21 protein-coding genes are annotated in these 18,866 nt (G+C 71.0%); 7 read left to right on the top strand and 14 right to left on the bottom strand.

Features of this window, described 5'->3' with window-relative positions:
* Positions 1 to 298 precede the first annotated feature (298 nt).
* Complete coding sequence (locus tag ACWEV0_RS23880) at positions 299 to 973, bottom strand: DNA-3-methyladenine glycosylase (RefSeq protein ID WP_453151450.1); 675 nt, start codon at positions 971 to 973, stop codon at positions 299 to 301.
* A gap of 109 nt (positions 974 to 1,082) precedes the next feature.
* On the opposite strand from ACWEV0_RS23880, the gene ACWEV0_RS23875 reads away from it, so the two are divergent.
* The 3 genes from ACWEV0_RS23875 to ACWEV0_RS23865 all read left to right on the top strand — a co-directional run bounded on the left by ACWEV0_RS23875 (position 1,083) and on the right by ACWEV0_RS23865 (position 3,129).
* A complete protein-coding gene (locus tag ACWEV0_RS23875) occupies positions 1,083 to 1,865 on the top strand; it encodes a sporulation protein (protein ID WP_453151449.1) in 783 nt (260 codons plus the stop codon).
* 42 nt (positions 1,866 to 1,907) lie between these two features.
* Positions 1,908 to 2,441, top strand: a complete 534-nt coding sequence (locus ACWEV0_RS23870) for a YbhB/YbcL family Raf kinase inhibitor-like protein (protein ID WP_453151448.1) — start codon at positions 1,908 to 1,910, stop codon at positions 2,439 to 2,441.
* A 178-nt stretch (positions 2,442 to 2,619) separates the two neighbouring features.
* Positions 2,620 to 3,129 carry an HNH endonuclease gene (locus ACWEV0_RS23865; protein WP_403797557.1) on the top strand — a complete coding sequence of 170 codons (510 nt, stop codon included), beginning with the start codon at positions 2,620 to 2,622 and terminating at the stop codon, positions 3,127 to 3,129.
* Positions 3,130 to 3,211: 82 nt separating this feature from the next.
* On the opposite strand, the gene ACWEV0_RS23860 is transcribed toward ACWEV0_RS23865, so the two are convergent.
* The 4 genes from ACWEV0_RS23860 to ACWEV0_RS23845 all read right to left on the bottom strand — a co-directional run bounded on the left by ACWEV0_RS23860 (position 3,212) and on the right by ACWEV0_RS23845 (position 6,488).
* On the bottom strand, positions 3,212 to 3,985 hold the full coding sequence (locus tag ACWEV0_RS23860) for a sulfite exporter TauE/SafE family protein (protein WP_453151446.1): 774 nt from the start codon (positions 3,983 to 3,985) through the stop codon (positions 3,212 to 3,214).
* A gap of 116 nt (positions 3,986 to 4,101) precedes the next feature.
* Entirely contained in the window at positions 4,102 to 5,052 is a 951-nt protein-coding gene (locus ACWEV0_RS23855; RefSeq protein ID WP_451609858.1) for an SPFH domain-containing protein, read from the bottom strand.
* Between the two features lie 105 nt (positions 5,053 to 5,157).
* Entirely contained in the window at positions 5,158 to 5,586 is a 429-nt protein-coding gene (locus tag ACWEV0_RS23850; RefSeq protein WP_453151445.1) for an NfeD family protein, read from the bottom strand.
* Positions 5,587 to 5,690: 104 nt separating this feature from the next.
* Positions 5,691 to 6,488: an ABC transporter ATP-binding protein gene (locus tag ACWEV0_RS23845; protein ID WP_453151444.1), complete on the bottom strand. Its 798-nt coding sequence runs from the start codon at positions 6,486 to 6,488 to the stop codon at positions 5,691 to 5,693.
* A 165-nt stretch (positions 6,489 to 6,653) separates the two neighbouring features.
* Here ACWEV0_RS23845 and ACWEV0_RS23840 point away from each other — a divergent pair, with 165 nt between their 5' ends.
* Positions 6,654 to 7,445, top strand: a complete 792-nt coding sequence (locus ACWEV0_RS23840) for a hypothetical protein (protein ID WP_453151442.1) — start codon at positions 6,654 to 6,656, stop codon at positions 7,443 to 7,445.
* A 122-nt stretch (positions 7,446 to 7,567) separates the two neighbouring features.
* Here the strand turns inward: ACWEV0_RS23840 and ACWEV0_RS23835 are convergent, their stop codons facing one another.
* From ACWEV0_RS23835 to ACWEV0_RS23825, 3 genes are all read right to left on the bottom strand, one after another.
* Positions 7,568 to 7,813 (bottom strand): chaplin, encoded by a 246-nt coding sequence (locus tag ACWEV0_RS23835; protein ID WP_453151440.1) that lies wholly within the window; start codon positions 7,811 to 7,813, stop codon positions 7,568 to 7,570.
* A 125-nt stretch (positions 7,814 to 7,938) separates the two neighbouring features.
* Positions 7,939 to 8,589, bottom strand: coding sequence for a response regulator (locus tag ACWEV0_RS23830; RefSeq protein WP_453151439.1), 651 nt, complete (start codon positions 8,587 to 8,589; stop codon positions 7,939 to 7,941).
* Positions 8,582 to 9,727, bottom strand: a complete 1,146-nt coding sequence (locus ACWEV0_RS23825; RefSeq protein ID WP_453151438.1) for a GAF domain-containing sensor histidine kinase — start codon at positions 9,725 to 9,727, stop codon at positions 8,582 to 8,584. Before ACWEV0_RS23825 ends, ACWEV0_RS23830 begins: the two co-directional genes overlap by 8 nt.
* Positions 9,728 to 10,136: 409 nt before the next feature.
* Here ACWEV0_RS23825 and ACWEV0_RS23820 point away from each other — a divergent pair, with 409 nt between their 5' ends.
* Positions 10,137 to 10,904 carry a transglycosylase SLT domain-containing protein gene (locus ACWEV0_RS23820; RefSeq protein WP_453151437.1) on the top strand — a complete coding sequence of 256 codons (768 nt, stop codon included), beginning with the start codon at positions 10,137 to 10,139 and terminating at the stop codon, positions 10,902 to 10,904.
* Between the two features lie 71 nt (positions 10,905 to 10,975).
* On the opposite strand, the gene ACWEV0_RS23815 is transcribed toward ACWEV0_RS23820, so the two are convergent.
* A complete protein-coding gene (locus ACWEV0_RS23815; RefSeq protein WP_453151436.1) occupies positions 10,976 to 13,549 on the bottom strand; it encodes an FHA domain-containing protein in 2,574 nt (857 codons plus the stop codon).
* Positions 13,550 to 13,817: 268 nt separating this feature from the next.
* Between ACWEV0_RS23815 and serB the strand changes: the two genes are divergently transcribed.
* On the top strand, positions 13,818 to 15,068 hold the full coding sequence (gene serB, locus ACWEV0_RS23810; RefSeq protein WP_453151435.1) for a phosphoserine phosphatase SerB: 1,251 nt from the start codon (positions 13,818 to 13,820) through the stop codon (positions 15,066 to 15,068).
* Positions 15,069 to 15,231: 163 nt separating this feature from the next.
* Here the strand turns inward: serB and ACWEV0_RS23805 are convergent, their stop codons facing one another.
* The 4 genes from ACWEV0_RS23805 to ACWEV0_RS23790 form a co-directional block, all read right to left on the bottom strand.
* Positions 15,232 to 15,753: a SixA phosphatase family protein gene (locus ACWEV0_RS23805; RefSeq protein ID WP_453151434.1), complete on the bottom strand. Its 522-nt coding sequence runs from the start codon at positions 15,751 to 15,753 to the stop codon at positions 15,232 to 15,234.
* Positions 15,754 to 15,788: 35 nt separating this feature from the next.
* The gene (locus ACWEV0_RS23800) at positions 15,789 to 16,001 is read right to left on the bottom strand and encodes a hypothetical protein (RefSeq protein ID WP_453151433.1); all 213 of its coding nucleotides are present in this window, start codon (positions 15,999 to 16,001) and stop codon (positions 15,789 to 15,791) included.
* Between the two features lie 132 nt (positions 16,002 to 16,133).
* Positions 16,134 to 16,253 carry an SGM_5486 family transporter-associated protein gene (locus ACWEV0_RS23795; protein ID WP_403797589.1) on the bottom strand — a complete coding sequence of 40 codons (120 nt, stop codon included), beginning with the start codon at positions 16,251 to 16,253 and terminating at the stop codon, positions 16,134 to 16,136.
* Between the two features lie 17 nt (positions 16,254 to 16,270).
* Positions 16,271 to 17,614 carry a CynX/NimT family MFS transporter gene (locus ACWEV0_RS23790; protein WP_453151432.1) on the bottom strand — a complete coding sequence of 448 codons (1,344 nt, stop codon included), beginning with the start codon at positions 17,612 to 17,614 and terminating at the stop codon, positions 16,271 to 16,273.
* A gap of 66 nt (positions 17,615 to 17,680) precedes the next feature.
* Here ACWEV0_RS23790 and ACWEV0_RS23785 point away from each other — a divergent pair, with 66 nt between their 5' ends.
* Positions 17,681 to 18,367: a FadR/GntR family transcriptional regulator gene (locus ACWEV0_RS23785; RefSeq protein WP_453151431.1), complete on the top strand. Its 687-nt coding sequence runs from the start codon at positions 17,681 to 17,683 to the stop codon at positions 18,365 to 18,367.
* A 34-nt stretch (positions 18,368 to 18,401) separates the two neighbouring features.
* On the opposite strand, the gene ACWEV0_RS23780 is transcribed toward ACWEV0_RS23785, so the two are convergent.
* Complete coding sequence (locus ACWEV0_RS23780) at positions 18,402 to 18,791, bottom strand: hypothetical protein (protein ID WP_453151430.1); 390 nt, start codon at positions 18,789 to 18,791, stop codon at positions 18,402 to 18,404.
* Between the last annotated feature and the right edge of the window lie 75 nt (positions 18,792 to 18,866).

Genomic DNA, 18,866 nt, shown 5'->3' with positions numbered 1-18,866 from the left:
TGTACTCACCCTCGCGGGCTTTCCTCCGGGCGCTTCCTTCGTTTCCGACTCTATCAGATCTTTCCGATCCGATTTCCTCGGTGCTTTCCGGTCCCGCTTTCCTGACTTTCGTCGTTCTTTCGGGGCCTTCCGGCGTGTCCACTACTTTAGCGGGTTTCCCTGGCGACTCATAATCGAGCCGATTGGAACAAATTTCGGTATGCCGAAACAGGCCCCGTCGGGATCCGTTGTAAGTGAGTGAGTGGCCGCTCCGGGAGGCTTGAGTAAGCACTGCCCGTCTCCAGCGGCTCGGGCTACATTACGCATCCCTCGGGGCCGAGTCAAGCCGAGCTCCTGCCGTGCGCTTTCGTGGCGCGTGGGCCCGGTAGGGACTCACGGTGTGGTCGCCGTCGATCCAGAAGCGCCAGGGGTGCGGGGCGCCTTCGCCGCCCACGCCGGTGCGGGGGCCGGTGCGGATGAGGTCGGGCGCGGGCGGGGTGCCGTGGAGCACGGCGAGGGGGGCGTCCGGGCCGGCGCAGGCGTCGGTGCCGTTCAGGGTGCGGCCGACGTCGAGGGCGGTGGCGAGGCGGGCCGGGCCCTTCGCGAGCTCGGAGTCGTACCGCGCGGAGAGCCGGCGCTTCCGTGCCTGTTCCGCGCCCGTGCTGATCTCCCCCGCTCGCAGCAGCACTCCGCTCGCCTCGCCCTCGGGGCCGCAGACCAGGTTGAGGCAGTGCCACATGCCGTAGGTGAAGTAGACGTAGGCGTGTCCGGGCGGGCCGAACATGACGGCGTTGCGTGCGGTGCGGCCGCGGAAGGCGTGCGAGCCGGGGTCGATCGCGCCGGCGTACGCCTCCACCTCGGTGAGGCGCAGCTCGATGCGGCCGTCCGGGGAGTTCCGTACGAGCGTGCGGCCGAGGAGGTCGGGGGCGACCTCCAGGACCGGGCGGTCGAAGAAGCTCCGCGGGAGCGGCGTACGGTCGGGGCTCTCGCTCATGGCGTCCGAGCGTAATGGGGAGCGGTGGGGAACCGGCTACGGTCGTCGGGCGTATGTAGGGGTCAGGACAGCGCAGGGCTGACAGACGTAAAGAGACTAGGAGTCGTTCATGGGGTTCAAGAAGCTGCTCGCGAGCCTGGGGGCCGGCGGGGCTTCGGTGGAGACGGTGCTCACCGAGGAGAACGTCGTCCCGGGTGGCGTCGTCCAGGGTGAGGTGCGGATCCAGGGCGGTTCGGTGGCCCAGCAGATCGAGGGGCTGTCCGTCGGTCTGCAGGCGCGGGTCGAGGTCGAGAGCGGCGACTCGGAGTACAAGCAGGACATCGAGTTCGTGAAGGTGCGGCTCGGCGGGGCCTTCGAGGTGCAGGCCGGGGCGGTGCACGTGGTGCCGTTCGGTCTGGAGATCCCGTGGGAGACGCCGGTCACCGCGATCGCCGGGCAGCAGCTGCGCGGGATGCACATCGGGGTGACGACGGAGCTGGAGATCGCCCGTGCGGTGGACTCCGGTGACCTGGACCCGATCAACGTGCACCCGCTGCCGGCGCAGCAGGCGATCCTGGACGCCTTCATCCAGCTGGGCTTCCGCTTCAAGAACGCGGACATGGAGCGCGGCCACATCCGGGGTACGCGGCAGCGGCTGCCCTTCTACCAGGAGATCGAGTTCTTCGCGCCGTCGCAGTACCGGGGTCTGAACCAGGTCGAGGTCAGCTTCGTCGCGGACCACCAGGCGATGGACGTCGTTCTGGAGATGGACAAGAAGCCGGGTCTGTTCACCGAGGGCAGCGACTCGTACCGCTCCTTCCAGGTGGGGCTGCACGATTTCCACACGACCGACTGGGCGGCGTACCTGAACCAGTGGCTCGCCGAGGTCGGCGGGCGCCGCAACTGGTTCTAGGCTCGCCTTCGCAAGGCCGGTCAGCGATACGGAGGTTCAGACGTGGCCGAGGGCAAGAGGGCACCGCTTCCCCATGACTTCCACCCGCCGGTGGCGTCGTTCACCGTGGTGAGCGACGACGTCGTCGAAGGTGGGGTGCTGAAGGACGCTCAGGTGTACGCGGCGGGGAACACCTCGCCGCAGCTGCGCTGGGAGGGGTTCCCGGCGGAGACGAAGAGCTTCGCCGTGACGTGCTTCGATCCGGACGCGCCGACCGGCAGCGGGTTCTGGCACTGGGTGCTGTTCGACATCCCGGCGTCGGTGACGGAGCTGCCCGTGGGTGCGGGTTCGGGGTCGTTCGAGGGGCTGCCGGCGGGTGCCGTGCACGCCCGTAACGACTACGGGTCGAAGGACTTCGGCGGGGCCGCCCCGCCGAAGGGGGACGGGCCGCACCGGTACGTGTTCACGGTGTACGCGGTGGACCAGGAGAAGCTGGGTCCGGACGCCGACGCCTCGCCGGCCGCGGTCGGGTTCAATCTGCGCTTCCACACGCTCGGGCGTGCGCAGCTCGTGGGTGAGTACGAGAACCCCGCGTAGGAATCCGCTCAGCTGAAGATTCGTTTGTTGTTTGCCCGCTTCTGGTCTTGGAGAGATCAGAAGCGGGCATCTTTCTTTGCGCGGATATTGCGTTGTCCTACCCGGCGCGCCCGGCCAGAGTTGATCCAAGCCCGGAGCCCACAAGGGGGGCTGGGCCGGCACACGGGAGGTGGGCACAATGCGGGACACGCTGGTACTGAACGCGAGCTTCGAGCCGCTTTCGACGGTCACACTCAACCGTGCGGTGGTGCTTGTCCTGCAGGACAAGGCCGTCGTGGAGCAGGAGCACCCCGGTCTGCGCGTGCGTGCCGCGGCCGTGGACATGCCGGTGCCGCGGGTGATCAGGCTCTGCCGGTACGTGCGGGTGCCGTTCCGAAGACAGGCCGCGTGGTCGCGGCGGGGTGTGCTGGTCCGGGACCAGCACCGGTGCGCGTACTGCGGGAAGCGGGCCACGACGGTGGACCATGTGGTGCCGCGGGCGCAGGGCGGTGGGGATCACTGGCTGAACACGGTCGCCTCGTGCGCGGAGGACAACCACCGCAAGGCGGACCGGACGCCGGAGCAGGCGGGGATGCCGCTGCTGCACCAGCCGTTCGTGCCGACTCCCCAGGACGCGATGCTGCTCGCGCTGAAGGCGGCGGAGCGGTCGGAGCTGCCGGGCTGGCTGGCGGGTCAGGCGGCGGCGTAACTCCTTCGGCTTCCGTACGACGTGCGGGCCCGTCCCTTTCCGGGGCGGGCCCGCTGCCGTGTGCGGGTTGCTTCGGTGCGGGCTACTTCAGGGTGAGCTGGAGGATGGCGACGATGCCGACCGCGATGATGACGCCGCGCAGGACGGTGGGCGAGAGCCGCTTGCCGACCTTGGCGCCGATCTGGCCGCCGATGGTGGAGCCGACGGCGATGAGGAGGACGGCGGTCCAGTCGAAGTCGGCGACGAAGAGGAAGAAGACGGCGGCGACGCCGTTGACGACGGCGCCGAGGATGTTCTTGACGGCGTTGATGCGCTGCAGGCTGTCGTGGAGCAGCAGGCCCATCAGGGAGAGGTAGAGGACGCCTTGGGCGGCGCCGAAGTAGCCGCCGTACATGCTGGCGAAGAAGAGTCCGACGAGGAGGACCGGGCCGCCGTGCGGGTGGGCCTCGGTGCCGCTGGCCTCGCGGCGGCGCTGGACGGCGGCGGCGATGCGGGGCTGGAGGATGACGAGGACCAGGGCGAGTCCGATGAGGACGGGGACGATCGCGTCGAAGGCGTCGGACGGCAGGGCGAGGAGCAGGATCGCGCCGACGAGTCCGCCGACGAGGGTCACGCCGCCGAGGCGGAGGACCCGGGCGGTCTGGCCCTTGAGTTCGCTGCGGTAGCCGATGGCTCCGCTGATGGAGCCGGAGACGAGGCCGAGGGTGTTGGAGACGTTCGCGGTGACCGGCGGCAGGCCGGTGGCGAGCAGGACGGGGAACGTGATGAGCGTTCCCGATCCGACGATCGTGTTGATGGCGCCGGCGGCGGTGCCGGCGCCGAATACTGCCAGTGCTTCCCAGATGGACAACGCCATCTCCTTACGGGGTCAGTGAGTCGCCTCCCCGCTCCGTTGTGGCGGAGTCGAGGGGCTCGCACTGATCATGCACCAGGAAGCGGATTACGTGTACGTGTCAGCCAACACCCGAACCGTCAGTCGACGGTGGGCTCTTCGCGGCGCTCGCCGCCGTCGTTCGGCGTTCCGCCCTTGGTGTTGAAGCCGGGGACGCCGGGGGCGACGTTGCCGAAGGCGCCGGACAGGCCCTTGAGTGCGTCGCCGATCTCGCTGGGCACGATCCAGAGCTTGTTGGCGTCGCCTTCGGCGATCTTCGGGAGCATCTGGAGGTACTGGTAGGAGAGCAGCTTCTGGTCCGGGTCGCCCGCGTGGATGGCTTCGAAGACCGTGCGTACGGCCTGGGCCTCGCCCTCGGCCTTGAGCGCGGCGGCCTTGGCCTCGCCCTCGGCGCGCAGGATCGCGGACTGCTTCTCGCCCTCGGCGGTGAGGATCTGGGACTGCCGGATGCCCTCGGCGGTGAGGATGGCGGCGCGCTTGTCACGGTCGGCGCGCATCTGCTTCTCCATCGAGTCCTGGATGGAGGTGGGCGGCTCGATGGCCTTGAGCTCGACGCGGTTGACGCGGATGCCCCACTTGCCGGTGGCCTCGTCGAGGACGCCGCGCAGGGCCGCGTTGATCTCCTCGCGGGAGGTGAGGGTCCGCTCCAGGTCCATGCCGCCGATGATGTTGCGGAGGGTGGTGACGGTGAGCTGCTCGATGGCCTGGATGTAGCTGGCGACCTCGTAGGTGGCGGCGCGGGCGTCGGTCACCTGGTAGTAGATGACGGTGTCGATGTTGACGACCAGGTTGTCCTGGGTGATCACCGGCTGGGGCGGGAACGGGACGACCTGTTCGCGCAGGTCGATCCGGTTGCGGATGCGGTCGATGAACGGGACGACGATGTTGAGGCCGGCGTTGAGGGTGCGGGTGTAGCGGCCGAAGCGCTCGACGATGGCGGCGCTGGCCTGTGGGATGACCTGGATCGTCTTGATCAGGGCGATGAAGACAAGCACCACCAGAATGATCAGGACGATGATGATGGCTGACATCGTGTTCCCTGTGCCCTTCGCTGCCGGGTAGATGACCAGATGATGATCTCGATGATCGAGTTTCCCAGACCGCGGGGGGTCATGGGTGATGTTCGGTCACATGGGTCACATGACGACGGCGGTCGCGCCGTCGATGTCGACGACGTCGACGTGTTCGCCGGGTTCGAAGCTCTGCCCGGAGTCGAGGGCGCGGGCGGACCAGACCTCGCCGGCCAGCTTGATGCGGCCTCCGCTGCCGTCGACCCGTTCCAGGACGACGGCCTGACGGCCTTTCAGGGCGTCGATGCCGGTGGCGAGTTGGGGCCGGCCGTCGCGGTGGCGGGCCGCGACGGGGCGGACCACGGCGATGAGTGCGACGGAGACCACGGCGAAGACGACCACTTGGGAGACGACGCCGAAGCCGAGGGCGGCGGTCACCGCTCCGGCCACCGCGCCGACGGCGAGCATGCCGAACTCCGGCATCGCGGTGAGGACGAGAGGGATGCCGAGCCCCACCGCGCCGATCAGCCACCAGATCCATGCGTCGATGTCCACATGGTCATGGTAGGGCGGTGGGGTCGTACGTGACAGGGCGCCGCAGCTGTGCGGACCCGGCGCCTGGACGACTGTGCGACGACTGCCTGACGTCTGCCCGACGGCTACGCGAGCGGCAGGCCCGTGGCGGTGTAGCGGTCGCCGTTGCGCTCGACGACGAGCGGCAGGCCGAAGCAGTGGGAGAGGTTGCGGGAGGTCAGCTCGGTCTCCATGGGGCCCGCGGCGAGGACCTTGCCCTGGCGGATCATCAGGACGTGGGTGAAGCCGGGGGCGATCTCCTCGACGTGGTGGGTCACCATGATCATCGAGGGGGCCATGGGGTCGCGGGCGAGCCGGCCGAGGCGGCGGACCAGGTCCTCGCGGCCGCCGAGGTCGAGACCGGCGGCGGGCTCGTCGAGGAGCAGCAGCTCGGGGTCGGTCATCATCGCGCGGGCGATGAGGGTGCGCTTGCGCTCGCCCTCGGAGAGGGTGCCGAAGCGGCGGTCCAGGTAGTCGCTCATGCCGAGGCGGTCGAGGAAGGCCTTGGCGCGCTGCTCGTCGACCGGGTCGTAGTCCTCGTGCCAGGTGGCGGTCATGCCGTACGCGGCGGTGAGGACGGTCTGGAGGACGGTCTGGCGCTTGGGGAGCTTCTCCGCCATGGCGATGCCGGCCACGCCGATGCGGGGGCGCAGGTCGAAGACGTCGGTGCCGACGCCGCCGAGGCGCTCGCCGAGGATGGTGGCGTTGCCCTTGGTGGGGAAGAGGTAGCTGGAGGCGATGTTGAGGAGGGTCGTCTTGCCGGCGCCGTTGGGGCCGAGGATGACCCAGCGCTCGCCCTCCTTGACCGACCAGGAGACCTCGTCCACCAGAGCCCGTCCGTCGCGGACCACGGATACGTCCACCAGCTCCAGTACATCGCTCATGAGCGCGTTGTCTCCCCTTGTGGTCGAGTTCGGTCGTCGCCTTGCGCCGGTGGGCGCGGCGTCCAGGGAAAACCTACGCCACTGGCGGGCCGCGGCTGGCCCTGGGGGCTCCGTCGTGGCCCGGTTTGCGCTTTGGGGGTCGTCGGTAGTCCCTACTCTGGGGGCATGCTTTCGGAACCACGCTCAGGACGTCTGGCCGCCTGGGGCAATGCCCTGCTGGCCGGTGCGGTGTCGCCGGACGACGCGGCGCTCGCCATTGTCGGGGAGGACGCGGTGCACCGCGTCGAGGGGCTGCCGGGTGAGGCGGGGCCGGTGGGCCTGACGCTGGCGCTCGGGCGGCTGCGGCGGCTCGGGGTGACCGGGTGGCGGGTCGCGCTGCCGGCGCCGGGGCATCCGCTGGGGCTGAGCGGTCCGCCGGAGTTCAACGCGCGGGCGCTGGACGCGGAGGAGGCGGTGGTCGGCTTCGGCGCGCCGTACGGCCTGGTGCCGCAGGTCTCGGAGGCGGGGCCGGCGGGCGATCTGCACGTGGAGGTCGTCTGGCACTGCCTGCCCGTGCGGGAGGCGCCGCCGGCGGACGTCCCCTCGCTCGGCGAGGCCGAGCGGGAGCTGGCGGAGGCGCTGCGCGAGGCGACGACGGTCCTCACCCGCCTCGACGTCGCCGCCTCAGGCCCCGCCGCGGACGCGGCCCGCGACGCCTACCGCGCCCGCGCCGAGGCAGGCCGCGAGATCCTCGCCCCCGGCTACCCGCCCCGCGCGGTCCGGGTGCTTGAGCTGGCCCAGCGCATCGGCCTCCTCGTCGACCTGGCGTACGACCACGGCCACGGCGGAGCGGTGAGCGCGTCGGAGATGGCGGCGCGGGGTGCGGCGCTGCGGCCGGTGGAGCGGGTGGCGCGGCGGGCGCAGGTCGCCGCGTACAACTCGTATGTGGAGGAGAGGGAGCGGGACCGGGGCTTCTAGGGCCTGTCCGGCAGCGTCTGGGCCACGGCCGCGGCGCACGGAGCGCGTCAAGCCGTCGGGTCCGGAACGGGGCCCGGCCCCTGGGGGATCGTCCAGGGGCCGGGAGTTTTCGGGGGCAGCCGTCAGGAGTTGGCGGCGGTGTTGCCGAAGGCCGGGTTGAGCAGGCCGATCACGTTGATCGTGTTGCCGGAGACGTTCACGGGGACGTGGACCGGGACCTGCACCAGGTTGCCGGAGGCGACGCCCGGCGAGTGGAGGGCCTGGCCCTGGGCGTCGGCGCCGCTGTGGGCGGAGGCGACGCCGGCACCGGCGGCGAGGATGCCGCCGGCGACCATGGTGAGGGCAGCGGCCTTCTTGAGGTTGTTCACGAGAGGTTCCTCCTGGTCATCGCCGCGGCCGGTCCGCCGCGGCACGCCTTGAAGAACGCCGCCGCCCCCGTTCGGTTGCGCCATGTGGGGGACATACGCCCGACAGTATGAAGAGGGGAACGCGGTTACGAGGTCAGGCCGTGCCGTACGGCCCAGAGCGCGGCCTGGGTGCGGTCGGCGAGGTCCAGCTTCATGAGGATGTTCGAGACGTGCGTCTTGACCGTCTTCTCGGAGAGGACGAGCGCGCGGGCGATCTCCCGGTTGGAGCGCCCGTCCGCGATCAGGCCCAGGACCTCCCGCTCCCGCTCCGTCAGCGTGGAGCCGCGCCCCGTGCCACCGCCCTGGCCTTGCTCGTCCTGGCTGAGGAGCGCGTCGGCGACCTCGGGCTGGAGCAGGACGTGCCCGGCGTGGACGGAGCGGATGGCGCCGGCGAGCGCGTCGGGGTCGATGTCCTTGTAGACGTACCCGCTCGCTCCGGCGCGCAGCGCGGGGACGACCGTGCGCTGCTCGGTGAAGCTGGTGACGATGAGGACCCGGGCCGGGTTGCCGAGCTCGCGCAGCTGCTTCAGGGCCTCGATGCCGCCGGTGCCGGGCATCTTGACGTCCATGAGGACGACGTCCGGCCGCAGCTCCTCGGCGCGGGCGACGCCCTCGGCGCCGTCGGACGCCTCCCCCACCACCTCTATGTCGTCCTGTACCTCCAGGAAGGTGCGCAGGCCGCGGCGGACGACCTGGTGGTCGTCGACCAGAAGGACGCGGATTGTCTTGTCAGCCACCGGGGACCTCCATCTCGATCGTGGTGCCGCGCCCCGGGGCCGAGGTCACGCTGAGTCCGCCGCCGACGCCGGCGGCCCGGTCGCGCATGGAGACCAGGCCGAGGTGACGGCCGGCGCTGCGGACGGTCGCGGGGTCGAAGCCCTTGCCGTCGTCGGTGACGGTGAGCCTCGCGCCCTGGCCGCTGCGGGCGAGGGTGACGGTGACCAGGCCGGCACCGGAGTGCCGCAGCGCGTTGTGCAGGGCCTCCTGGGCGACGCGGAGCAGGGCCTCCTCCTGCGCGGCGGGCAGGGCCCGTATCCCGGCGGCTTCGAAGGTGACACGCGCGGTGTGGGCGCGGTCGAGGACCTGGATCTGGGTGCGCAGGGTATGGACGAGGCCGTCCTCGTCGAGCGCGGCGGGGCGCAGCTCGACGACGGCGGCGCGCAGCTCGTCGGCGGCCTCGGCGGCGAGCTCGGCGACCTGCTGGAGCTCGCCCTTGGCGCGGGCGGGGTCGCGGTCGACGAGGGCGGCGGCGGCCTGGGCGGTGAGCCGCAGGGAGAACAGCTTCTGGCTGACGGCGTCGTGCAGCTCGTGTGCGAGGCGGGAGCGCTCCTCGGCGATGGTCAGCTCGCGGCTGCGCTCGTACAGCCGCGCGTTGGTGAGGGCGATGGCGGCGTGCTGGGCGAGGAGGGTGAGCAGCTCCTCGTCCTCGGCGGTGAAGCCGCAGCTGCCCTCGGGCTTGGGGCAGCGCTTGTTGGCGAGGAAGAGGGCGGCGAGGATCTCGTCGCCGTCGCGGACGGGCAGGCCCAGGAAGTCGGACATCTCGGGGTGGGCGGTCGGCCAGCCCTCGAAGCGCGGGTCCTTGCGGACGTCGGCGAGCCGCTCGGGCTCGGCCTTGTGGAGCATGGCGGCGAGGATGCCGTGCTGGCGGGGCAGCGGGCCGATGGCGCGCCACACGTCGTCACTGATGCCGTCGACGACGAACTGGGCGAAACCGCCGTGGTCGTCGGGGACGCCGAGCGCCGCGTACTCGGCGTCGAGGAGCTCGCGGGCCGAGGCCACGATCGTCTTGAGGACGTCGCGGACCTCCATCTGGCGGTTCATCGCGAGGAGCGCGCTGCTCACGGCGGCCAGGCCCGAGCTCGGTCGGTGGGTCATGGGATTCACCGTACCGGCGGGGTGTGACAGTCCGTATCCGTCCGCGGACGGCGGCGGACCGGGTCCGGAGACCTAGGTCCGGGGCCGGGGCGACACCTCACCGTGCGCATTGCTCACGCAACGCCCGGTAAGGCTGTTACGTGGCCGATGTGAGCCCGCGCATAGGACGCACGTCACTTACGAATGCCCCTAGTGGACGCGTAAAAGCCGGATTAAAGCCACCCCAACCGGTCATGAAGCGGCCCGGGGGCACTCCTGCGGGGCCCCTGATCCACTACCCGGGATCGTACGTCACACCTTTGCCACAGCATTTTGCTGCCGCTAAGAATTGCGTCCGTCGCCGCCGATGCGAGGCGCAGCGCCGCCCCCGGCCTGAGCGACCCCCTGCGATTCGAAGAGGTATTCCTGCATGTCTGCGAACACCCCTGGCCACAGTCGTGGTCTGAAGAAGACCCACAAGGCCACCATCGCCGGCGTCGCCGCTCTGAGCGCCGCAGCGCTCGGCTTCACCCTCGTCCCGGGCAACCACGGCTCCATCGAGACCGAGCCCCAGGCCCTCGCGAACACCCAGCAGGTCGCCTGGTCCTACGACGCCAACAGCCCGCAGGCCAAGGCGCTCGCTGCCAGCCTCGACCAGCAGAGCTCCACCTTCGCCCTCAAGGCGAAGCAGGAGGCCGACGCCAAGGCCGCTGCCGCCGCCAAGGCGAAGGCCGCCAAGGCCAAGGCCGAGGCCGCCGCCAAGGCCGCCGAGGCGAAGAGGAAGGCGGAGGCCAGGAAGAAGGCCGAGGCCGACGCCAAGAAGCGCGCCGCGCAGAAGGCCGCCGCGAACCGTTCCACGGTCCGCAAGCCGGTCTTCGCGAACAACCTCGACGGCTGGATCCGCGAGTCCCTGTACATCATGGACAAGCACAACATTCCGGGCACGTACAACGGCATCTACCGGAACGTGATGCGCGAGTCCAGCGGCAACCCGTACGCGATCAACAACTGGGACATCAACGCCATCAACGGCGTCCCGTCCAAGGGTCTGCTGCAGGTCATCTACCCGACCTTCAAGACGTACCACATCGCCGGTACCAAGTTCGACCAGTACGACCCGGTCGCCAACATCGTCGCCGCCTGCAACTACGCGGCCGACCGCTACGGCTCGATCGACAACGTCAACAGCGCGTACTGAGCCTCTCTCCGTACGCCGAAGGGCGGCACCCCGTGCGGGGTGCCGCCCTTCGGGGCGTCTCTACAGCGGCGTCACTTGCGCATGACCTCGGGCTCGTGGCGGCGCAGCAGCCGCGCCACGAGGACGCCGAGGACGGCGGTCATGACCAGCAGCACCGTGATGTTGAAGCCCCACTGGCCGGCGCTGTGCTCCCACAGCGGGTCCAGGTTGGTCGGGTCCTTCGGGTCCCAGGGCGCCATCAGGTGCGTCATGTCCAGGGTGGTGGCGGCGCCGGCGATGCCCCATCGGGACGGCATGAGCCAGGCGAACTGCTCCAGGCCCGGCGAGCTGTACACCTGGAACAGGACGCCGGTGAACACGACCTGGACGATCGCGAACATGACCAGCAGCGGCATGGTCTTCTCGGCGGTCTTCACCAGCGCGGAGATGACCAGGCCCACCATCATCGAGGTGAGGCCGAGCGCGATGATCACCAGGCACATCTCGACGGCCGGCGGCAGGACCAGGCCCTCGGTGGGCATCTTGCGCGGCGTGAAGCCGATGCCGCAGATGATCACGCCCTGGAAGGCGGTGATCAGGCCGAGGACGATCACCTTGGACATCAGGTACGCCGAGCGGGACAGGCCGGTGGCGCGTTCCCGTTCGTAGATGACCCGTTCCTTGATCAGCTCACGGACCGAGTTGGCGGCGCCGGAGAAGCACATGCCGACCGTGAGGATCAGCATGATCGTGCCGGCGGCTCCGTTGAACCGGGACGGCAGCTCGGGCGGGGCCAGGCCGAACTTGGCGGGGATGACCACGGACACGCCGCCGAGCACGGCCGGCAGGATCACCATCAGGGCCAGGAAGCCCCGGTCGGAGGCGATCACCGACACGTAGCGGCGGATCAGGGTCCACAGCTGCGAGCCCCAGCCCTGCGGCTTGGGCGGCTTCGTCATCGCCTGCTGGGCCTGGTGCGGCATCTGCACCGGCTGCGCGGCGACGGCGTCGATCTCCGCGGCGTACATCTGGTAGTGCTGCGAGCCCTTCCAGCGGCCCGCCCAGTCGTAGTCGCGGTAGTTCTCGAAGGCGGAGAAGACGTCGGCCCAGGTGGAGTAGCCGAAGAAGTTCAGCGCCTCCTCCGGCGGGCCGAAGTACGCCACCGAGCCGCCGGGCGCCATCACGAGCAGCTTGTCGCACAGGGCGAGCTCGGCCACCGAGTGGGTGACGACGAGGACCGTGCGGCCGTCGTCGGCGAGGCCGCGCAGCAGCTGCATGACATCGCGGTCCATGCCCGGGTCGAGACCGGAGGTCGGCTCGTCCAGGAAGATCAGGGAGGGCTTGGTCAGCAGCTCCAGGGCGACCGAGACGCGCTTGCGCTGGCCGCCGGAGAGGGAGGTGACCTTCTTCTCCTTGTGGATGTCGAGCTTGAGCTCGCGCAGCACCTCGCCGACGCGCTCGGCGCGCTCCTGCTCGCTGGTGTCCGCGGGGAAGCGGAGCTTGGCGGCGTACTTGAGCGCCTTCTGGACGGTCAGCTCCTTGTGCAGGATGTCGTCCTGCGGGACCAGACCGATGCGCTGGCGCAGCTCGGCGAACTGCTTGTAGAGGCTGCGGTTGTCGTAGAGGACGTCGCCCTGGTCGGCGGGCCGGTAGCCGGTGAGCGCCTTGAGGAGGGTCGACTTGCCGGAGCCGGAGGGGCCGATGACGCCGATGAGCGACTTCTCCGGGACGCCGAAGGTGACGTCCTTGAGGATCTGCTTGCCGCCGTCGACGGTCACCGTGAGGTGACGGGCCGAGAAGGAGACGTCACCGGTGTCGACGAACTCCTCGAGCTGGTTGCCGACGATCCGGAAGGTCGAGTGGCCGACGCCGACGATGTCGTTCGGGCCGAGGAGGGCGGTGCCGCCCTTCGGGATCGGCTGACCGTTGACGTACGTGCCGTTGTGCGAGCCGAGGTCGCGGATCTCGAAGCGCCCGTCGGGCGTCGCGTGGAACTCGGCGTGGTTGCGCGAGACCTGGAGGTCGGAGACGACCAGCTCGTTCTCGAGGGCACGACCGATGCGCATGACGCGGCCGAGCGTCATCTCGTAGAAGGTCGTGGGGCTGCGGTCGCCGTGGACCGGGGCCGCGCCCTGGGGCCCGCCGTGACCGGCCTGCTGGTGCGGGACCTGCGGCGGGACCTGGTGGCCGCCCGCCTGCGGGGCCTGCTGCTGCCAGCCGGGCTGCTGCGGCGGCCCCTGGTGGGTGACCTCCTGGTGCAGGCCGTGGGGCAGGTGCGCGGGCTGCTGCACGGCGTGCGGCGCCTGCTGCTGCGGTACGGCCTGCGGCGCGGCCTGCTGGGCCTGCGGCTGGGCCGGTGCGCCGACGGCGGCGAGGTTGAGCCGCGGGCCGTCGGTGGCGTTGCCGAGGTGGACGGCCGAGCCGGGGCCGATCTCCACCTGGTGGATCCGCTGGCCCTGCACGAACGTGCCGTTGGTGGAGCCGTGGTCCTCGATGACCCAACTCCGGCCGCCCCAGCTGATGGTGGCGTGTCGCCACGAGACCCTGGCGTCGTCGATCACCAGGTCACCCTGAGGATCCCGGCCCAGGGTGTACGACCTGGACGGATCGAGGGTCCAGGTCCTTCCATTCAATTCCAGTACGAGTTCTGGCACTCCATGCCCCACTACTTGTCCCCCGATGCACCCCCGTCATCGGGAGCCCAGGGATGGTGAACATCCGGTGGGAACTATTTCAGGCCGTGGCCCCGATCCGAAAGTCGGGCAGCGTGAAGAGCTTGCGTACGCGGGCGCGGGGCCCGGATCGGGGCGCGCGGCGGGCGGTCCCGGGGCGAACACGGGGTGCGGTCCGACGGCAACTCTGCGGCCGCGCGGGTGTCCGTCAGGCGGGACGGGAGGTCGGGTGGCACCCGGTGCCCGATACGGTGGAAGCACCATGAGCGCATCGCAGACCTCAGACGTTCCCGACGTCCCCGGCGTCCCCGACGCGGACGTCCCCACTCTCCTGGTCAAGATCTTCGGGAAGGACCGTCCCGGGATCACCGCCGGCCTCTTCGACACCCTCGCCGCCTACTCCGTCGACGTCGTGGACATCGAGCAGGTCGTCTCCCGCGGCCGGCTCGTCCTGTGCGCGCTCGTCACCGAGCCGACCGTCGCCACCCAGGGCGAGCTGCGGGCGACCGTGCACAGCTGGGCCGAGTCCATGAAGCTGCAGGCCGAGATCATCTCGGGCACCGGCGACAACCGGCCGCGCGGCGAGGGCCGCTCGCACGTCACCGTGCTCGGGCACCCGCTGACCGCCGAGCAGACGGCGGCCATAGCGGCCAGGATCGCCGAGGCCGGCGGCAACATCGACCGCATCTTCCGGCTCGCCAAGTACCCGGTGACGGCCGTCGAGTTCGCCGTCTCCGGCTGCGAGACGGAGCCGCTGCGCACCGCGCTCGCCACCGAGGCGCACGCGGTCGGCGTCGACGTCGCCGTGGTCTCCGCCGGGCTGCACCGCCGGGCCCAGCGGCTCGTCGTGATGGACGTCGACTCGACGCTCATCCAGGACGAGGTCATCGAGCTGTTCGCGGCCCACGCCGGCTGCGAGGACAAGGTCGCCGAGGTGACGGCGGCGGCGATGCGCGGCGAGCTGGACTTCGAGCAGTCGCTGCACGCGCGGGTGGCGCTGCTCGCGGGCCTGGACGCGTCGGTGGTGGACAAGGTCCGCGCCGAGGTGCGGCTCACGCCCGGGGCGCGGACCCTGATCCGTACGCTCAAGCGGCTCGGCTACCAGGTGGGTGTGGTCTCCGGCGGCTTCACGCAGGTCACCGACGACCTCAAGGAGAAGCTGGGGCTCGACTTCGCCCAGGCCAACACCCTGGAGATCGAGGACGGGAAGCTGACCGGCCGGGTCACCGGGATGATCGTGGACCGGGCGGGCAAGGCGCGACTGCTGCGCCGCTTCGCCGAGGAGGCCGGGGTGCCGCTGGCGCAGACGGTCGCGATCGGCGACGGCGCCAACGACCTGGACATGCTGAACGCGGCGGGCCTCGGCGTGGCGTTCAACGCCAAGCCGGTGGTGCGCCGGGCGGCGGACACGGCGGTGAACGTGCCGTTCCTGGACACGGTGCTCTATCTGCTCGGCATCACCCGCGAGGAGGTCGAGGCGGCCGACGGCGGCACGGGCGAGCTGCTGCACTGAGTGCCGTACGCGCTCCGCTACGTGCGGTGCGCGCCAGTGACCCGAGGGGACGTGTCCGTACGGGAACCCGGCACGTGAACCCGGCGGTACGTGCCGGTGCGGGAAGGGGCCCGGCTGTCGTGCGACGGCCGGGCCCCTTCCCGCACGGGAGTACCGCCACCGCTCAGTCGTGCGGGGCCCAGTAGTCGACCAGGGTGCCGTCCATGCCGTGCTCGACGTTCTTCCAGGAGCCGTCGAAGGCCACCACCGCGAAGGCGGCGGTCGGGAAGCCGCTGCGGTTCATCCGGGCCATGGCGTCGCCCTCGGAGGTGCCCGAGAGGGCGTCGGCGAGCGCGTGCATCCCGGGATTGTGGCCGACGAGCAGGAGGTCGGTGACGTCGTCGGGCGTCTCGTTGATCACGGCGATGAGCTCGCCGAGCGACGCCTCGTAGATCCGCTCCTCGTACACGGTCCTGGGGCGGTGGGGCATCTCCTGGACGGCGAGCTTCCAGGTCTCGCGGGTGCGCACCGCGGTGGAGCAGAGGGCCAGGTCGAATTCGATGCCGGTGTCGGCGAGCTTGCGGCCGGCGACGGGGGCGTCCTTGCGGCCGCGGTCGGCGAGCGGGCGATCGTGGTCGGGGACCTGGGGCCAGTCGGCCTTGGCGTGGCGGAGCAGCACGATCCTGCGGGGTGTGTCGACGCTCATGGTCCTCAGCTTCGCACGAATCGGACCGGCTCGACTCAGAGAGACAGGGTTTGCTGGATCTGTTCCAGAATGCGCCCCACCCCGGGGTCGCCCGCCGTCCCCGGCGCCTCGCCCGGCCCCGCTATCAGCAGGAACAGGCCGACGAACGCGACCGCGGACAGGGCGAGCGTCCACCAGGGCAGCCGGGTGTCGACGCTGCCCGGCAGGCTCCGAACGGGCCGGACTCCGGTGTGGGTTCGCGCCGTCATGGCCGCCTCCGTGGTCGGGATCTGTGCGATGTCTCCAACCTACGGAGCGCCGGGGCTCCGGCCCATCAGGTGTTCCACCCACTTGACCCTGAGACCCGCCCCCTAGGGGATGGGGGGTTACCCCCACCCCGGCTAGGACGGCGAGGCGAAGGAGGCGATGACGGCGATCACGGCCGTGATGACGAGCATCGCGCCGAGCACGACGAGCAGCTTCTTCTGACCGTTGGGGGGATTCGGTTCAAGTACGGGCATGGGGCCAGTCTCGCATCTCAGCATTCGTCCTCGACCGTCCGGTCCCGCCCGGCGAGAGTGCCGACGATCATCTGCGGGATCATCAGGCCGCCCATCAGCATGACGGGCAGGCCCCAGCCGCCGCTGTGCTGGTAGAGGACGCCGACGAGGAGCGGGCCGGGGATGGAGATGAGGTAGCCGACGCTCTGGGCGAAGGCGGAGAGCTTCACGACGCCGGCGCCGGTGCGCGAGCGCATGCCGATCATGGTGAGGGCGAGCGGGAAGGAGCAGTTGGATATGCCGAGGAGCAGGGCCCAGACCCAGGCACCGCCGGCCGGGGCCAGGTAGAGGCCGGTGTAGCCGGCGAGGCCGCACAGGCCGAGGCCCACGACGATGGGGCCCTGGTGGCGCATCCGGGTCGCGAGGCCGGGGATGACGAAGGCGAGCGGCACGCCCATGACCATGGTGACGGCGAGGAGCACGCCCGCGGTGGAGGCGGGGACGCCGGCGTCACGGAAGATCTGCGGCATCCAGCCCATGGTGATGTACGCGCCGGTGGCCTGGAGGCCGAAGTAGACGGCGAGCGTCCAGGCGGTGCGGCTGCGGGTGATGCGCGGCGCGGCCGGGGCCTCGGCGGCGGCCGTGGCGGACGGCGCCCGGGAGGCCGGCGCCGCTCCCCCGTCGGCTGCGGCCGGGACGGTGGCGGCGCGGCCGCGGACCAGCGGGAGCCACGGGAGGACGGCGAGGGCGGCGACGACCGCCCAGACGCCGAGGCCGAGCCGCCAACCGCCGCCGAGGGCCTCGGTCATGGGCACGGTCGCGGCGGCGGCCAGGGAGGTGCCCAGGGCGAGGGCCATGGAGTAGAGGCCGGTCATGCTGCCGATGCGGTCCGGGAAGTACGTCTTGACGATGACCGGCATCAGGACGTTGCTGAGCGCGATGCCCATGAGGGCGAGGGCGCTCGCGGCGAGGAAGGTCGCGGTGCCGCCCGCGAAGGGGCGCAGGGCCAGGCCGGCGAGGATCGCGGCCATGCCGGCGCAGACGACGGCGGCGGGGCCGAAGCGGCGGGCGAGGCGCGGGGCGGCGATGCCGAAGACGGCGAAGCAGAGCGGCGGTACGGAGGTGAGGACGCCGGCGACGCTGCCGCTCATGTGGAGGTCGTCGCTGACCTCTTCGAGGAGGGCGCCGAGGCTGGTGATCGCCGGGCGCAGGTTGAGCGCGGCGAGGACGAGTCCGACGACGACGAGCCGGCCGACCCAGCGGGCGGGCGCGGTTCCGGGTGCGGCGGGTGCGCGAGAATCGGCGCCCGTGGCGGCTCCGGTCTGCTTGCTTCCGGTCTGCTTCCTGGTGGTGGGGTCGAGTGTCTGGGGCTCGTCAGGCATGTGGGTCATCATAGAATCATGGGATGATTGGTTGTCCAATCTCGAACAAAAATGGAAGGTGCGGCCATGGCGCTCGGCCAGCCCCGTCGCAGCGGTCTCTCCGACCAGGTGATCACCCAGCTGCGGAACCAGATCACCTCGGGCGAGTGGCCGGTGGGCACGCGCATCCCGACGGAGCCCGAGCTGGTCGAGCAGCTCGGGGTGGCCCGTAACACCGTCCGTGAGGCGGTCCGGGCGCTCGCCCACAACGGGCTGCTCGACATCCGGCAGGGCTCCGGCACGTACGTCGTCGCGACGAGCGAGCTGGCCGGGGTGATGCACCGCCGGTTCGCGGACTCCGACCCGCGCCACGTGGCGGAACTGCGCGCCACCCTGGAGTCCTCGGCCGCCCGCCTCGCCGCCCGGCGGCGCACCGACCGGGACCTGAAGCAGATCGACGCGCTGCTCGCCCGGCGCGAGGAGGCGTGGCGGTCGGGCGACGCGGAGGAGTTCGTGACGGCGGACGCGGCCTTCCACCACGCGGTGGTGGTCGCCTCGCACAACGACGTGCTGACCGAGCTCTACGCCGACCTCGGGCACGTACTGCGCGCCTGGCTGCGCGAGGACGTGGGCCGGGAGCTGCGGCCGGAGAACCACATGGACCACGCGCGGCTGGTCGAGGCGATCCGCGAGGGCGACGCCGAGCGGGCGGCCACGGAGGCGGCCGGCTACCCCTTCATGTGCCTGCGCAGCGCGGAGCCCCGGGAGTCCTGAGCCCCCTGGAGCCCGGAACCCCGGCTCCCGCCCCTCAGGAGCCCTGGGCCGGCGGTTCGTGGGTGATCCAGGCCGAACGGACCTCTTTCCAGCAGCGGCCGGTGACCTGGGCGTAGTCGGCGGGGTCGACGGCGACGGGGGCGCTGTCGGTGTCCACGTCCCACCAGCGGGCGCACTCCACATGGAGGCGGACGTGGTCGGTGCGGGGGAAGGGGTTGCGGCAGTGGGCGGTGACGACGGAGCCCTGGACCAGGGTGCGGCAGGAGGCGCCGAAGTCCTCGGAGTCCTGCCGTGCGGCGGCGGGGGTCCGGTCCGCGGGGGCCACCGGAGCGGGCGCGGCGCGCACCTCGGCCGCGACGGCGATCCCGGTGACGAGGGCGGCGGCCGTGGCGAGTGCGGCGGCCCCGCGATGCAGCGCACGCATGTCCGCACCTCCTCCCCACGCAGTAGCCGGAACGTCACGCTCTGGTCCAGTCTGCGGGGACTCGCCCGACTTTTC

This window comes from Streptomyces sp. NPDC003943 (assembly GCF_053605265.1).
This window is presented reverse-complemented; position numbering and strand designations above follow the sequence as displayed.

Excerpts from the sequence above, each read along its gene's own strand:
- ACWEV0_RS23880 (WP_453151450.1), bottom strand. The coding sequence starts at position 973 with ATGAGCGAGAGCCCCGACCGTACGCCGCTCCCGCGGAGCTTCTTCGAC.
- ACWEV0_RS23875 (WP_453151449.1), top strand. The coding sequence starts at position 1,083 with ATGGGGTTCAAGAAGCTGCTCGCGAGCCTGGGGGCCGGCGGGGCTTCG.
- ACWEV0_RS23865 (WP_403797557.1), top strand. The coding sequence starts at position 2,620 with ATGCGGGACACGCTGGTACTGAACGCGAGCTTCGAGCCGCTTTCGACG.
- ACWEV0_RS23860 (WP_453151446.1), bottom strand. The coding sequence starts at position 3,985 with ATGGCGTTGTCCATCTGGGAAGCACTGGCAGTATTCGGCGCCGGCACC.
- ACWEV0_RS23855 (WP_451609858.1), bottom strand. The coding sequence starts at position 5,052 with ATGTCAGCCATCATCATCGTCCTGATCATTCTGGTGGTGCTTGTCTTC.
- ACWEV0_RS23845 (WP_453151444.1), bottom strand. The coding sequence starts at position 6,488 with ATGAGCGATGTACTGGAGCTGGTGGACGTATCCGTGGTCCGCGACGGA.
- ACWEV0_RS23840 (WP_453151442.1), top strand. The coding sequence starts at position 6,654 with ATGCTTTCGGAACCACGCTCAGGACGTCTGGCCGCCTGGGGCAATGCC.
- ACWEV0_RS23825 (WP_453151438.1), bottom strand. The coding sequence starts at position 9,727 with ATGACCCACCGACCGAGCTCGGGCCTGGCCGCCGTGAGCAGCGCGCTC.
- ACWEV0_RS23820 (WP_453151437.1), top strand. The coding sequence starts at position 10,137 with ATGTCTGCGAACACCCCTGGCCACAGTCGTGGTCTGAAGAAGACCCAC.
- serB (WP_453151435.1), top strand. The coding sequence starts at position 13,818 with ATGAGCGCATCGCAGACCTCAGACGTTCCCGACGTCCCCGGCGTCCCC.
- ACWEV0_RS23805 (WP_453151434.1), bottom strand. The coding sequence starts at position 15,753 with ATGAGCGTCGACACACCCCGCAGGATCGTGCTGCTCCGCCACGCCAAG.
- ACWEV0_RS23800 (WP_453151433.1), bottom strand. The coding sequence starts at position 16,001 with ATGACGGCGCGAACCCACACCGGAGTCCGGCCCGTTCGGAGCCTGCCG.
- ACWEV0_RS23795 (WP_403797589.1), bottom strand. The coding sequence starts at position 16,253 with ATGCCCGTACTTGAACCGAATCCCCCCAACGGTCAGAAGAAGCTGCTC.
- ACWEV0_RS23790 (WP_453151432.1), bottom strand. The coding sequence starts at position 17,614 with ATGCCTGACGAGCCCCAGACACTCGACCCCACCACCAGGAAGCAGACC.
- ACWEV0_RS23785 (WP_453151431.1), top strand. The coding sequence starts at position 17,681 with ATGGCGCTCGGCCAGCCCCGTCGCAGCGGTCTCTCCGACCAGGTGATC.
- ACWEV0_RS23780 (WP_453151430.1), bottom strand. The coding sequence starts at position 18,791 with ATGCGTGCGCTGCATCGCGGGGCCGCCGCACTCGCCACGGCCGCCGCC.